The sequence below is a fragment of the Octadecabacter antarcticus 307 genome (assembly GCF_000155675.2).
GTDB lineage: Bacteria > Pseudomonadota > Alphaproteobacteria > Rhodobacterales > Rhodobacteraceae > Octadecabacter > Octadecabacter antarcticus.
This window is the reverse complement of the sequence record NC_020911.1, coordinates 3,579,217-3,593,725: the sequence shown is the minus strand read 5'-3', so window position 1 is coordinate 3,593,725 and position 14,509 is coordinate 3,579,217. Positions and strand designations below refer to the sequence as shown.

12 protein-coding genes are annotated in these 14,509 nt (G+C 54.0%); 7 read left to right on the top strand and 5 right to left on the bottom strand.

What is annotated here, in order from left to right; translation table 11 throughout:
* The first annotated feature begins 127 nt into the window (after positions 1-127).
* Positions 128-1,870: an extracellular solute-binding protein gene (locus tag OAN307_RS18335; protein ID WP_015501064.1), complete on the top strand. Its 1,743-nt coding sequence runs from the start codon at positions 128-130 to the stop codon at positions 1,868-1,870.
* Positions 1,871-1,879: 9 nt separating this feature from the next.
* Here the strand turns inward: OAN307_RS18335 and OAN307_RS18330 are convergent, their stop codons facing one another.
* Positions 1,880-2,995, bottom strand: a complete 1,116-nt coding sequence (locus OAN307_RS18330) for a Gfo/Idh/MocA family protein (protein ID WP_015501063.1) — start codon at positions 2,993-2,995, stop codon at positions 1,880-1,882.
* A 151-nt stretch (positions 2,996-3,146) separates the two neighbouring features.
* Here OAN307_RS18330 and OAN307_RS18325 point away from each other — a divergent pair, with 151 nt between their 5' ends.
* Together OAN307_RS18325 and iolG are read left to right on the top strand one after the other, a co-directional pair.
* A complete protein-coding gene (locus OAN307_RS18325; protein WP_015501062.1) occupies positions 3,147-4,748 on the top strand; it encodes a GMC family oxidoreductase in 1,602 nt (533 codons plus the stop codon).
* A complete protein-coding gene (iolG, locus tag OAN307_RS18320; RefSeq protein WP_015501061.1) occupies positions 4,745-5,752 on the top strand; it encodes an inositol 2-dehydrogenase in 1,008 nt (335 codons plus the stop codon). Before OAN307_RS18325 ends, iolG begins: the two co-directional genes overlap by 4 nt.
* A gap of 233 nt (positions 5,753-5,985) precedes the next feature.
* Here iolG and OAN307_RS18315 read toward each other — a convergent pair whose 3' ends face one another.
* Positions 5,986-6,258, bottom strand: coding sequence for a GMC family oxidoreductase N-terminal domain-containing protein (locus OAN307_RS18315; RefSeq protein ID WP_245540889.1), 273 nt, complete (start codon positions 6,256-6,258; stop codon positions 5,986-5,988).
* 122 nt (positions 6,259-6,380) lie between these two features.
* Between OAN307_RS18315 and OAN307_RS26940 the strand changes: the two genes are divergently transcribed.
* Positions 6,381-6,524 (top strand): hypothetical protein, encoded by a 144-nt coding sequence (locus OAN307_RS26940; RefSeq protein WP_408634917.1) that lies wholly within the window; start codon positions 6,381-6,383, stop codon positions 6,522-6,524.
* Complete coding sequence (locus OAN307_RS31415) at positions 6,515-6,586, top strand: hypothetical protein (protein ID WP_408634948.1); 72 nt, start codon at positions 6,515-6,517, stop codon at positions 6,584-6,586. The genes OAN307_RS26940 and OAN307_RS31415 overlap by 10 nt, the downstream gene beginning before the upstream one ends.
* A 145-nt stretch (positions 6,587-6,731) precedes the next feature.
* On the opposite strand, the gene OAN307_RS18310 is transcribed toward OAN307_RS31415, so the two are convergent.
* The 3 genes from OAN307_RS18310 to OAN307_RS18300 form a co-directional block, all read right to left on the bottom strand.
* Positions 6,732-7,613, bottom strand: coding sequence for a bile acid:sodium symporter family protein (locus OAN307_RS18310; RefSeq protein WP_015501059.1), 882 nt, complete (start codon positions 7,611-7,613; stop codon positions 6,732-6,734).
* 28 nt (positions 7,614-7,641) lie between these two features.
* The gene (locus OAN307_RS18305) at positions 7,642-9,378 is read right to left on the bottom strand and encodes an AMP-binding protein (RefSeq protein WP_015501058.1); all 1,737 of its coding nucleotides are present in this window, start codon (positions 9,376-9,378) and stop codon (positions 7,642-7,644) included.
* 195 nt (positions 9,379-9,573) lie between these two features.
* Positions 9,574-12,015 carry a YbcC family protein gene (locus tag OAN307_RS18300; protein ID WP_015501057.1) on the bottom strand — a complete coding sequence of 814 codons (2,442 nt, stop codon included), beginning with the start codon at positions 12,013-12,015 and terminating at the stop codon, positions 9,574-9,576.
* 289 nt (positions 12,016-12,304) lie between these two features.
* Here OAN307_RS18300 and OAN307_RS29125 point away from each other — a divergent pair, with 289 nt between their 5' ends.
* Both OAN307_RS29125 and OAN307_RS18290 read left to right on the top strand, forming a co-directional pair.
* Complete coding sequence (locus tag OAN307_RS29125) at positions 12,305-12,454, top strand: hypothetical protein (RefSeq protein ID WP_187292491.1); 150 nt, start codon at positions 12,305-12,307, stop codon at positions 12,452-12,454.
* 30 nt (positions 12,455-12,484) lie between these two features.
* Positions 12,485-14,275, top strand: coding sequence for a proton-conducting transporter transmembrane domain-containing protein (locus tag OAN307_RS18290; protein WP_015501056.1), 1,791 nt, complete (start codon positions 12,485-12,487; stop codon positions 14,273-14,275).
* Positions 14,276-14,509 lie beyond the last annotated feature (234 nt).

Here is a 14,509-nt window from a genome sequence, read left to right as displayed (position 1 = left end):
ACACCGATCACAGCCATCTTGCAAACCTCCGTTTGTCCAATTTGGAACTTTTAGGGGTATAGTTTAAAAGAAAAACAAGGAAACATTACCCAATCGATGCAAACCTATCATTGTCTTTGGAGCGCAGATGGCAAAACGGACACGAGAAAAAAGTAACCGACCTGATACCCAACTAAATTCTTTTAGTGAGATGTCTGCTCACGAACTGGAAAGGTTTTTAGATTTCGTAAGTCAGTTTAACTTGGAAACTGAGGAAACCCTAAAACTCGAAATGCCAGCACGGGAATTGCCAATCTTGCTTCAGCTCATGCGCTCCCATTTAAAAGGTCGCATGGAAACGCCGTCTTCGATTATCGAAGGTTCAGGGATGGCACGTGGCACGGCGCATCGGATGATCGAGGATATGGTTGAGCGCGGGTTCATTGCCAAACGCCCACGCACGCGCAGCGGCAAGACGTTCTCTCTACACCCGACGCAGAAAATGATTGATGCTTGGATAGACTACATGCGTCGCGTCAAGTCCCTGCTCGGCGGCGCATTTGGTCTTTCGGAAGGGTCTGATTATTTCTTCGGCGCCTCGTATCTCTCTACTGCCACCGTGGCGCCACTGCCGGTTCTGTCGAGGAAGATCGATCTTCCCGGCGGACTGCGTGTCTTGTTACACGCCGATGCCACGTTTATGGCAATGCAGAAGTTGAAACGCCAGTTTGAGCTTCACTTCGGCATAGAGATTGAAGTTCGCGCGCTTAGCATCGATCGGTTGCATCGGGAAATTTTGGAAAACGCCCAACGCAGTCATTCTCGCTATGACATCGTCACTTGCGATATCTGCTGGATGGAAGAGATGATCCAAGCTGAAGCAATATGTCCAGTGGAAATGGTCGATGCTGAGGATGCTCGGGATTTAATGGATTTCCATCCTGAGGCTTTGTCGACCGCACGGCGTGACAACGTCTTGTATGGCCTTCCTGTCCAGACAACGCCAGAATTGTTCATTTATCGAACGGACATTCTTGAGGAACAGGGATTGGAGCCGCCGAAGGGATTGGAAGACGTGCTGAATTGCGCCCGCCAGCTTCATGATCCCGCGCGAAACATGAACGGCATCTGCTGGAACGGAGCCTGCGGAACCCCCGTTGGGACCACATTCATGATGCTCATGGCCGATTTCGGACAACCTGTGCTTAACCTTCAACGCGCGGGAAATGGATTTCAAGATCAGAACCTCACCCCTGAAAACCGGATCCCAATGCTGGACGGGCCAAAGGCGTTGGAGGCTGCGGAATTTCTGATTGAACTCTTATCCTATTCGCCGCCAAACGTGCTGCAAATGTCGTGGTATGAACGGGCAAAATGTTACGCCGATGGGCAGGCCGCGATGGCCTACTGCTATACTCAGATCTTACCTATGATAGAAAATCGAGCTGCTTCGCCGGGTTTTGATCGAACCGGTTACCTTCCACACCCATCTGCACCGGGCGTCCCTCGGACTGCGCCGTTGGGAGGCTGGAACCTCTGTGTACCGGCCAATGTTAAACCACAACGCTTCGAGTCAGTATTGCATGCGGCGAGAGTACTCACGTCTGCGCCCGCAACCAAGTTATACATTGAAAACGGCAGCTTAGTGAGTTCCCGTTTCAGCGTATGCAATGACCCTGTAGTGGCCCACGGTCGACCTGTCATTGCCACAGTCGATAAGATGGCCCGGTCCGGCCAGTTGCAAACTTGGTCACGTCCCTCTGTTCCGCAGTTCAATATATTGGTTCGTACGCTGGGTGAGGAAATCCATGCAATGTTGCTGCGCAACAAGAAACCTAGAGCGGCTTTACGCGACGCCCAAGCACGCTGTGAGAAGGTTTTGAAAGTTTGATAGTGACCCCTAGATAGTGACCCATTGTCGAGACAAGTTAGATGCGTGCATCGCTTCTACTGTTTTCTGCACCTCATAAGCTTCGCGAAAATCTGGACCAGCCTTCGCCCCGCCTGCATGCGCAGTCAAAAGCTCTGCAACCTCAATGACCTTAAGGTCGTTAAACCCAAGGTGATGGCCAGGGGCAGGGCAAAAGTTGCCATAAGGTGGATGCTCTGGGCCTGCCTCAATTCGAGTATAGCCACATCGGCCTCGCTTAGTGGAATACAATTGCAATTCGTTCATCTGCTCTTGGCTGAATGCAAGTGCACCGTTGGTGCCAGTGATCTCCCAGGATAGGTCCATATTACGCGCTGTGGCCGCCCAATTCGCCTCAAGACTGCCTGCCACACCGTTTTCAAAACGAATCAATGCATGTGTCATGTCATCCACGAACACAGGGGTACGTTCAGCGCTATTCGGGTGTGTGGGACGGGTCGCGTGAAGGGTTTGGCAATCCGCTTGAACTTGGGTAATGGGCCCGATCAAGTAACGTGCCATCGAGATGATATGGCTGCCGATATCAGCCAATGCACCGCCGCCTTGCGGGTCTGTTCGAAATGAATGAGGCGCGTCTGGATCAGACATATAGTTTTCGGCATGCCGTCCACGGAACCCTGTGACCTCTCCGATTTCGCCGCTGGCAATTATCTCTCGAGCGAGTCCTATCATCGGATGACGCAGGAAATTGAACCCAACAAGATTAACAACGCCAGCTGCCTCAGCGGCTTCCGTCATATCAAGCGCGATCGCCGCCGTCGTTGACAGAGGTTTCTCGCAATACACGGTCTTGCCCGCCGCGATCGCCGCATGAGCAATCGGGGAATGCATCACGTTTGGAGCCGTGATTGCCACGATGTCCACGCTTTCATCAGCAACCATGGTTTTCCAATCGCCAGTACCACGTTCAAATCCAAGCGATCCGGCGGCTTGTTGAGCCAACTCTGGCGTCGCGTCCGCGAGAACCCTCAGCGCTGGTTCCACCGCTATATCGAACAGTCCTGAAACCGCCCGGAACGCGTTTGCGTGGCAACGCCCCATGAAACCCGACCCAACAAGGCCAATTCCAACCACCGGTTTTCTCATTCTTCACACCCTCCACTCTGATTTTCTCACATTTCCATAATGGAATTCTTCATCGCATCCGGCGACCAACATTTTGTCCAAATCTGACATTTTGGCGCTTAGAGCCACTATCAATTTCAGGCAAAGTCAGACGAAATAACGGAGGAAAATAATGTCACAGGCTGTGTATGATTACATCGTGATTGGTGCGGGCTCTGCTGGGTGTGCTGTAGCCGGACGGCTAGGTGAGGCCGGTTATTCCGTCCTGTTGCTCGAAGCGGGGGGCAAAGATCGCAATCCGTTCATTCATATTCCGCTTGGCTACTCAATGCTCTACGCGAACCCTTCGGTAAACTGGTGTTACGAAAGTTCGCCTGAACCCCATCTGAACAACCGACGGCTATTCCAACCGCGCGGCAAGGTATTAGGAGGCACTGGCGCAATTAATGGCATGATATACATGCGCGGTCAGCCTGAAGACTTTGACGGTTGGCAAGCTGCAGGATGCATAGGCTGGGGTTGGGAAGATGTGTTGCCATATTTTAAGTCCTGTGAGGATCAAGAGCGAGGGGCCGACGCCCATCATGGGGTAGGTGGCCCAGTTGCCGTCTCGGATATTCGTCAAGAACATGCGTTGGGTGAAGCGTTCCATTCTGCGTCTGAAGCCTTGGGCATCCCTCGGAACGATGACTTCAACGGGCCAAATCAGGAAGGCACCGGTTACGTTCAGACCACGACAAAGAAAGGCCGGCGATGGAGTACTGCGTCCGGTTACCTGCGCGGGCCTGCCAAGAAAAACATCGATTTGAAGCTGAACGCAATGGTTGATGGGATTGATTTGGACGGTAAACATGCAACCGGGGTGCGCTGGACCGATAAGTCGGGCTCTCATAAAGCAAAGGCCCGCCGCGAGATCATTCTCAGCGGAGGCGCGTTCAACTCTCCCCAGTTGCTGCAAATTTCGGGGATCGGGCCTGAGGCTCTATTGAAGCAGCGTGGGATTAAAGTGCAGCATGAGCTTCCCGGCGTCGGCGAAAACTTACAGGACCATTTTGGAATTGGTGCCGAATATCGCTCAACCGGACATCCTACAGTCAACGATCTGTACAACAATAAGCTCAAGGGGGGCTTGCAATTGTTACGTTACCTGCTGTTCCGTACGGGCCCTTTCGCCGACAATGGCAACTATTCCAATACCTTTATCTGCTCGGGCCCGGAAATTGAGCGACCGGACATGATGGTTACTTTTATGGCGTGGTGCACCGACGAGCAACTGAAGCCACGCCCCTTCTCTGGCTTCACAATTTTGGCAGAACATATGAGGCCCAATTCACGGGGACATGTGCGCATCACTGGGCCGCGCCCCACGGATCAACCCGAGATCCAATTCAATTTTTTCGCTGACGAAGCCGATCAAAGGGCTGCGCTGGCTGGGCTGAAATTCGGTCGTAAGATTGCTGAGACGCGCCCGATGGCAGATTGCGTCGAATACGAGCTTTCGCCGGGCAAAGAAATGCAGTCCGATCCTGAACTTCTGGATTATTGCCGGGCGAACGGGCTCTCCCTTCTGCATTCTGTGGGCACCTGCAAAATGGGCACGGGGCCCGATGCGGTTGTCGATCCCCGCCTGCGCGTTCACGGGATCAAAGGGCTGCGGGTAGCCGATGCCTCAATTATGCCGCGCATTGTAACTGGAAACACCAACGCCGCCGCGATCATGATCGGTGAAAAGGCCGCAGCCATGATAATTGAAGACGCAAAGGAACAGCCATGACACAGACACTTGGGGTTGCATTACTGGGGACAGGGCGCATGGCTCATGTTTATGGTCCCAAGATAAACGCCCACCCGGGGCTGAAGCTTGAGGTGATCTACAATCCTCGCATGTCCTCGGCGCAAAAGGCTGTGGCACAGTATGGTGGCCGGCCGTTAGACGATCTCGATATCGTTTTGGCTGATGCGAGTGTCGATGCGGTGGTGATAGCTACACCGACCGATACGCACTTAGACTATATCGAAAAAGTCGCTCAGGCAGGCAAACCTATCTACTGCGAAAAACCACTGGACCAGACGCTTGAACGGGTGGATCAGGCGATGGCCGCTCTGCACGCACATCCAGTCCCTTTCATGTTGGGCTTCAACAGGCGCTTCGACCCTGACAACAAAGCGCTTCGAGATGCTGTTCAAAACGGTGAGATCGGGCAGATCAATATGTTGATGAGCTGGAGTAGAGAACCTGCACCACCGCCAATCGAATACGTTCGCGTGTCTGGCGGCTATTTCGTCGATGCGACGATACACGATATTGATCTTCTTTGCTGGATTGCGGGCGAGCGGCCCGTCGAGGTGTCAGCCTGTGGTTCGTGTATGTTCGATCCGCAGATTGGTGCCGAGGGAGACTTCGACCTGACCATGACCACGCTCAAGATGCCATCTGGCGCGCTGTTGCACATCAACAATTCGCGCGCATGTGCTTACGGGTTTGATCAGCGGTTGGAGGCCTTTGGGGACAAGGGTATGGTCCAAACGGTAAATCACCGAGACGATAACCTCGTACGTTGGGATAAGCAGCGGACGGCCGCCCGTGAACCGCTAAAGCACTTTTTTCTAGAGCGGTACGATCAGTCTTTCTACCAAGCGCTTGATGAGTTCCACAGCGCTATCATCGCGGGAAGAGCCCCGTCGTCCAGTGCGCAAGACGGTCGAGCCGCGCTCGCTATAGCGCTAGCATGTGCGAGGTCTGCACGTGAAGGACGGGCTATTTCCCCCGATTACTAAAATCGTCACTGCGCACCAAAGATTGGTAAACCCAACGAAGGTGAGCAGTGTCCTTAGGAAGGTATTCGCAAAATAGGACGGACCTCCGTATCGGGTTTAAGCGTGTCGCGCTGGCGCTGAGATTTTTCGTACTCTATTGTCATCACGCTGATGACTCGCGATCCCCACCATTGCGACCGATTTCGCACAGCGTATGTTTTGGAATTTCATTCGGCTCTGTTTCACCACATTCGTCAGCGCCAATTCACCGACTTGTTTGCGTAGAGCATGGAGTAGTGGAGGGGGATATAGATGAATGGATTGGGGTCTTTTCCTCCCACTTCGAGCAGTAGAACGGCATGATCAGCTTCACCCAATCGCCCAGCGACGGCGCAGCCCGCAGATCCGGCGCCCACCACAATATAGTCGAATTTGTCGCCGTCCTTATTAGGCCTGTCGTATAGATAGCTAAAAGCCTGTCGCAACACTCTGAATCTCGGAATGGACAAAATATTAAATTTGGACATTTATGGCGTGGCTCGGCCGTTTACGTTACTGCTTGACTGGTCAGACGTTGGGAGGAGAATGGACCTGTCGCGGTTTTATGCCGCTCCTTTGATAGTATTTACTGCAATAAAGGAGACGAACTATGGGACACAGAAGAACGGACGAATTCCGCAAGGATGCGGTCCGGTTCTCATGGAACAAGTTTGGCCCGATATTCGCCGGAGATGCGTTTAACAGATGCGTGCATAGTCCAATTGGCAGCGGCATCTGGACGAGGTGTTCGTGAAGACTAACGGCGAGTTGCCCTATTTTTGGAGGGCGGTGGATCACGAAGGCGAGGCTATGTAATCTTATGCGACGAACCGCCGCCCTCACCAAATGGCATGGCCATTGTGCCGCGTAAGTTCTAGCGTTTCACGAAACTGAGATGAGTTCGCATACGTTTGATAGCATCTTGATTTGAGTTCCGCTTCAAACATCACGGATACTGCCTCTATAACAAGCCGTCTGGCATCTTTTGCTCGGCAGCGGTATTTGCGCGGCGAAAATACAGCGTTACCAGCGTTGCAACTATCACGATGAACAACGAGTACAGCACCGGTACCGCGTTGATCGTCTGCTGATCTGTGCCTGAAAACGTAAACGCGATGATTGCGATGGCGAGTGGGCCGTTCTGAATGCCCGTCTCCAAGCCCACAGTGCGCGCATTGCGCGGATGCAATTTCAGCGCCTTAGCGAACAAATAGCCCGCCGTAATTCCGATCACGCCAATAGCAATGGCCGCCAGATAGGTCGCCCAGCCGGTTTCCATAAGAAATGTGAAATTGCGCGGAATCCATGACACGATCAAAAACACGATGAAAAATACCGCGAGCATCGACCCCATAAATTCTGTCACAGCGCCCACATTGGCATTGAATTTTCGCATGACCATGCCGATACCAACAGGCACCAATAACAACACAAGCGTCGCGATGATGTTTTCGCGTGGAATATCCACGTCCAGCGCACCCGCATAAATGACCAGTACAATCGGGATCATCAACACACCGAATATTGTCGACGTCACTGTCATCAAAACCGACAACGCGAGATTACCCTTTGAAAAATATGTGAAAATGTTCGATGTGGTCCCGCCCGGCATGCATGACATGATTAGGATGCCAATCTTGATCGGGTCGGACACGGGCAAAAGCAGCGCCAGCAAGAACCCGATGAACGGCATGAAGCCATATTGCGACACCACACCAATAATCAAACCATAGGGGCGTTTGAGCGCCAGCATGAAATCACGCGGTGTCAACGACGCGCCCATTCCCAGCATGATCACGAAGATCATAAGTGCGAGGATTGCCTGTTCTAGTGGTCCGACCATTTTGGATAACTACCTATAATTAGTGAATTCAGGACGCGTTGCGCTGTGCGCCATTTTCGGGGGCAAATTCTTCACTGCGCAAATCTTTGCGCAGAATTTTTCCGACGTTGGATTTTGGCAGATCATCGCGAAATTCAACCATTTTTGGTACTTTGTACCCCGTCAGATGTTCCTTGCAGTAGGCGCGGATCGTAGCACTGCTCAGCGACTGATCGCTCAGCACTACAAACGCCTTCACCGCTTCGCCCGATGCCCCGTCAGGCACGCCGATTACAGCGGCCTCTAGGATGCCGGGGTGTCGCGTCAGGCAATCCTCGATCTCGTTTGGATAGACATTAAAGCCTGAAACCAACACGAGGTCTTTTTTGCGATCCACAATTGAAAAATACCCGCCCTTATCCATGATGCCGATGTCGCCCGTCAGCAACCAGTCACCTTGCATGATTTTGGCCGTATCGTCGGGTTTTTTCCAATAGCCCTTCATGATCTGCGGCCCACGCGCGGCCAGCTCGCCTGGTTGCCCTTGTGGCACGTCTTTGCCGTCCTCATCCAGACAGCGCAGTTCGGTGGACGGCACCGGAATACCGATGGAATTGGGCCGCATTTTACCCAGTGGATTGAACGTGATCACCGGCGAAGATTCGGTCAAACCGTAACCTTCGAGGACCGGTTTGCCCGTGACCTTTTCCCACACTTCGGCGACTGAACTTTGCAGGGCCATGCCGCCCGCAGAGGCAAATTTCAGGTGTTTGGGCGGGGAATCCTGAAACCACGTCTCGTTGCTCAAACCGTTAAACAGCGTGTTCACACCACTCATCCACGTGATCGGATAATTCTCCATTGCGCGTTTGAGGTTCGTCAACGGGCGTGGGTTCGGGATCAGGATGTTGCGGCCACCTAGGTAATAAAACCCTAGCAAATTCACAGTAAACGCAAAAATATGGTAGAGTGGTAGCGCGGTAAGTGCGACCTCACGGCCTTTCTCGACGCCGGTGATCATCTCCATGCTCTGTTCCATATTCATGAGCAGGTTTTTATGGGTTAGCATCGCCCCTTTGGACACCCCTGTGGTGCCGCCAGTATATTGCAAACAGGCGATATCGTCGGGTAAAAGGGCTTCGCGGTATGCTTCGACCGTGATTTCCTTGCTTACACTTTTTTGCCGACCGGCTTCTATTGCTTCGGGTAGGCGGATATGGGTTAAATCAATCGGTGCCAGCGTACGGTCCCAGTGTTTTTGCACCAAACGCACAATGCTGCGCGGCATTGCAGGGAAAAACTCTGCCACTTGCGTGATGATTATATTTGGGATCGGGTGGCCTTTGAGGGCCTGTGTCAATTTGTCGGCAAACATATCGACTACGATCAGCGCTTGTGGTTCCGCATCGGCAAACTGGCGCGCCATTTCTTCGGCAGTATAGAGCGGATTGACGTTCACTAAGACGCAGCCCGCCTTCAAAATCGCAAACGCTGCTACGGGGAATGATAACCCGTTTGGCACCTGCAATGCGACGCGGTCGCCTTTTTCGAGGCCTGCTGTTTCACGCAAGTAGACCGCAAGCCCATTTGACATCTCGTCGACTTGCGCAAAAGTTAGCGTTCCGTTCATCCCGTTAGGTAGACATGTCGTAAATGCAGGTTTCTTAGCATAGAGGTGAGCCACGGCACTGACCATATCGCCGATTGTACGGTAGTGCGCCGTTTCAATTTCTTTGCGCACAGACGGGCCGTAATAGGCCGTCCACGGTTTATGTTGTTCGCTCATTATTCCTCCTAAGACCTTCAGTTGCGGCAAGGGCTTTTCGATATTGGATCGAACCGCGCCCACATTGTGAATTCTTGTGCTGCTTGCACGCGCCTGTTCTGCCAATTGGCCCTATTTTGGGCTTTGATTATCCGGCAGGTGATTTTCCCAATATCGCGGAGACGTCACCCGCCAGTTTTAATGACCGCACAGAATTCAAGCGTGGAGTTCACGCGCGATTCCGAATGCTGATTGACCTGCGGCCATAAGTCCAGCGGGATACTCTGCGCCATCCACCATCGCGGACCATTGCAAATCGCCTTCATACCGCCACGCCATCTGGCCGTTTTCATCAAGCGCAAAAAGGTGTAGCCAGCGGTTGTCAAACAATGCTCGCAGGCCGTCGTGCCGTTTAAGAACATCGATCATTGCCTCTCGCGGGGCCTCGATGCAAACCGACAGGCGCAGCGGTTCGTGGGCATAGCTGTCCCCTTCATGGACAGACTGCCACGGGAGCCCTGCGCGCAGAGTGCCGCCGTTGCCTTCAACCACACCGATGCCGCCGGTCACGTTGTGCAAAAGCTTGTTACCGGCGCCAAACGTGTCAGGGGCCACGGTCGATCCGTAATATTGCAGGCTGATCCAGCTGGCGACAACAACGGGGGCCGTCATGATCAGCTCAAGCACACCAAAACCTTTATCGCCTGCCCAATCGTAGTCATGCAGAAAGGCACGCCCTTCCATGTTTTTTCCTGCCGTGCGGCTGCGCGGTGCGGCGATGAATGCTTTACATCCTGCTAATGCCCACTCTGGCCGCGTCTCGGCCCAGTCGCGGCTGCGCGGTATAATGTCCAAGTCATCGGCGGCACGGGGCAAACGAAGCGACCGCTCGCTGCGCGTGGCTTTGCCTGCCGCCATGAACCAAAAACGCGCCTTTTCCAGGTCCGCACTATGATCCGTGGACAGACTGTCCTGTGTGTATAGCGTGATCGCATCTGTCGTCGTGTCATGCAATGCTGCAATAAATAATGTGTCATCTGGCACCGTGATATCACGCTGCTCCAGCCCTTTGCGCACATCTGTGCTGTTCAGCAGCCCTGCGAGCAAACGGGCGTTCACCTCGCCGGAATAGCCACCACAGGCACCACAATGCAGGCCACTGGCAAAGGGATTGTTGACCACATTTGCCCCATGCCCTGCCACCACAATAAGCCGCGCGAAATTGTTTGTGAGAGACATAGCGCGCAGGATCGTCTCGGCAGCGTCGGTTTGCGCGTCAAGGTCCAGTGCCGGGCCCAAGCGCGGTGCAGGGTCCGCTGGTCCCTCATTTGGCGCGAGGTTCAGCGCGTCGCGTACCAGTTTTCCGGCATAAATTGGGCCCGTCGCCTCTACAAAGGCGAAGGATGAGACGGCGGCCAGTTTGAAGCGGCCCCAAGCGCGGTTGGCTCGTGCCTTGAAGCGGGCGGTCTGGTCTGCATCTGCGTCATCGCCTTGGGACGTTGAGGTCACGCCGGGGGTTAGCAGCACTGGGAGACGCAATTCATCAACATCTGAGGCAAACCCTTTGTGTGACGCAGTCAGGCCAAAAAAGCCCGCAAACCCAAGTGTCTGAATGGCTGGATGAACTGCTTCCAGCGCGCGCCTGAACACTTCGGATCGGACGTCGATGCAGAAGGCTGCCTGCATTGCGGGGCGAACATCGTATTCCTTTGGACCAGGGGTGGCAAAGGTTTCAGCCAGATCGCGTTGAACTGCACGCTCCCAAGCTTCTTGAAGAATAGCGTTGACCGTCAGATCCGCGTCCGGGGTTACGGGTTCCGCATGTGTTGCTTTCACCTTGTCCCACTTGTCTGCTATCTGGTCTTTGTATTGCTCAAACAGGGCCTCTTCCCACAAAAGCCGGATGGTCAGGATGTCTGTGATTGTGTGATCGCTGTCGCCTGCCAGTTCTGCCTGCCACAGTTGATAGCGTGCGACCTGCGCCCAGCCACCCAACGAAAAGAGAAGTTGGTGCAGATATGTTTCAAGCGTGACATCAGACAGCCCTAGCCGATTTGCCGCCCGCACTTTGGCTTCATCTGTTGTATCCGGCGTTTCGCTGACAAATTGACAGAACCCTTTCAAGCCCACGATTTCAGGCGTTAAATCATGGATCGAATACTGACGCCACGCGTCATAAGCACCCCGTCTGCGCGGAGCCGCCCAAAGTGCTTGACCCTGATCAAAATACCCAGCGGCCCACAGACCAAACCGATCCGCAATGATACCCGGCCAATCGATGCCGGACACATCCGCTGCGAGGTCGGCAAGGGTTGGCTGCGACGTCGGTGTTGCGGCGTCGTTGCGGGCCAACTTTTTCAATTCGGACAGATCAGGCAAGTCTGCGCCAACATGCGCTTCAAGTGCTCCGATGATGTCTGCATCTGTGATCGTACCATTCTCGATGCGGGTCTCGTACCAGTTTCGCGGCATCGTTACGGGCACGCCACCGACACGCGCCAGCCGTGCGCCGACCTGCGCCAGTGACTCTGCCGCCTGACCCAAAAACGGATTCACAGCGACTGAAGAGGCAAGCGGCCATACTGGTGGAATAGCGCGTGCAGCTGTGTCGCTGGCCTTGACGAGAGTTGAGAGTGAAAGGTCTGAAGGCGTGTTCATCTGTGTATCCTTTGGCATCAATCAGGCGCAGCGCTTGGACGACTTGTTTAGTCCTGACATCAGTCTATTTTTGGGATGCTATCCTCAGCACCCACGTCTCATTTACGTCCGCTATTGTACGAGAACGCGCGTGCCGCCGCTTTCATCCCTTTGGGGTAAATTGATTTTTCATCCATCCTGTCCGATTTCTAGGGATGAAACCCGGTGCAAGCGCGTTTGTGTTGTTAGATTACCGTTTTGAAGAGCGCCTTATGGGCCAACGAACTGATAACGTGAAAAGGATCATAGAATGTACGCTCATCTCACCAGCCGCCGCATCGCGTTGGACGTCCGAGCAAAGCGACAGGACAAAGACAGCCCTGGGCCGCGACGTGCAGGTCTGCCGATCGACATCCCACTAAGGCAGGCCATTTTTCTACAAGCATCCTTGGCCTTGTGATCATTCAATCAACCTCAAGGAGAAACGCTCGTGTTGAGTGAATTTTTGCCATTTTTGGCCCCCCTTGCCCTTATTGGGGCCTCTGTGATCGCCTTTCGCGGGCCCGCGATGCGACCGAGTTTAATCTTGCGCATCATCGAAGGTACCACCCTCATCGCCTTGGCCGTTGCGCTACTGTCGTCGATTAACCTGATAACTGAAGGGTCTACGACCAGCGGTCTTATCGGTTTTTGGGGGATGGGCATATCGGCCCGTCTGGATGCAGTCAGCGCGGTGATGTTGCTGTTGGTCAGTTTCGTCGGCTGGGTGGTTGTGCGCTACAGCGCGACCTACATGGATGGTGAGCCGCAGCAGGGGCCTTTCACGGGTTGGCTTTGCGCGACGTTGGCGGCAGTGATGGTGCTGGTGATCGCGGGCAGCCTTTTGCAACTGGTCCTTGCCTGGATCGCCACCAGCCTGTTTTTGCACAAGCTTTTATTGCATTATCCAGATCGCGTTGCAGCACAAAGCGCGGCTCACAAAAAATGGATCACTGCGCGCATGGGTGACGCAGCTTTGCTGGTCGCGGTTGTTTTACTGCTTGTTCAGTATGGAACTGGCGACATCGCAGAGATTTTGGCGGCGGCACGGATGGGCGAAGGCCAAGCAGGTGCAGGTTGGATAGCGGCGGCACTGGCCGTTGCGGCGATCCTGAAATCAGCGCAATTCCCTATGCACGGCTGGTTGACGGAAGTGATGGAGACGCCAACGCCGGTATCTGCTTTGCTACATGCGGGTGTTATCAACGCAGGCGGCTTTTTGTTGATCCGGTTCGCAGATGTGATGCTGTTGGCACCTGGTGTGATGGCCGTATTGGTGATGATCGGCGGGTTCACAGCACTGTTTGGCGGCTTGGTCATGTTGACACAATCGGCAGTTAAGACCTCACTTGCGTGGTCCACGGTCGCGCAAATGGGCTTCATGATCCTGCAATGCGGTTTGGCGTTGTTTCCGCTGGCGCTGCTGCATATCGTAGCCCATTCGCTTTATAAAGCGCACGCCTTCCTTGCATCAGGCATGGCTGTTGATAGCGTCGCCGCGATCCGCCGCCCAGGCCCTGTAGCCATCCCCAATGGCCTTGCGGTGGCCCGTGCGTTTTTGATCGCCCTTGTGATTTATGGGGTTGTGGCCTTCTTGTTTGGAATTACAGGGAAATCGCCACAGGCAATTGCCCTTGGTGCCATCCTGATCTTCGGCGTTGCATATCTGCTGGCACAGGGTCTCGCGGACGCGGCCCCCCGCGTTCTAACACAACGCACTGCCGCCTTTTCCGTCGCTGCTGCGGTTGGGTATTTTGCGCTGCAAGACGGCGCAGAGTGGATGATGTACGGCACCTTGCCAGCAACACCAGCCCCAGGGCCTCTCGAATGGGCACTGATCGTTCTGACGTTGTTTAGTTTTGGTCTTGTTGCGGTGGCGCAGGCGATGTTCCCTCTCTGGGCCTATCATCCAGCGGCGGCGGGCATGCGCGTTCACCTGTCAAACGGGCTTTATGCCAATGCCGTCTTTGACAAACTGCTGCGCGGACCAGTGATTTCGTCACCCGGCATTCCGTTCGCGGATCGTCATGAAGCGCTGAAAGGTAAGTTAGTCGTACTCAACACCTGGGTTCGACAAGAAATGAACCACCCGCTTCCCGATCGGCTAAAGCTGTCCGTGTCCGAGGCGGATGAGTTCAATGTAAAAGAAGGTAAGGCGACCAACGGGCTGGGAATTTCGATTGTAATTATAGTTCTTGGAATGGTTGGCGTGCCGATGTTGTTGTTGTCCTTATTGGGCTAGATCTCATTTGATCTGAAGAAGGGCGAAGCACATAATTGGGTGTGCCCGGAGCGTTGCGATCCGCGCCGGGTACCAATGCGGATAAGGTTTTGCCGCTCTCGGGCACCAATGAAACGATGCCTGCTGATTATGATGCGCGTGCATCACACCAATACTCCACCTTGTCATGCGGATCTGACCAGTCAAAATTTCGAGTTTCAAGAACAGAACTTTTCGCAAGCATCGGCGGTTTGT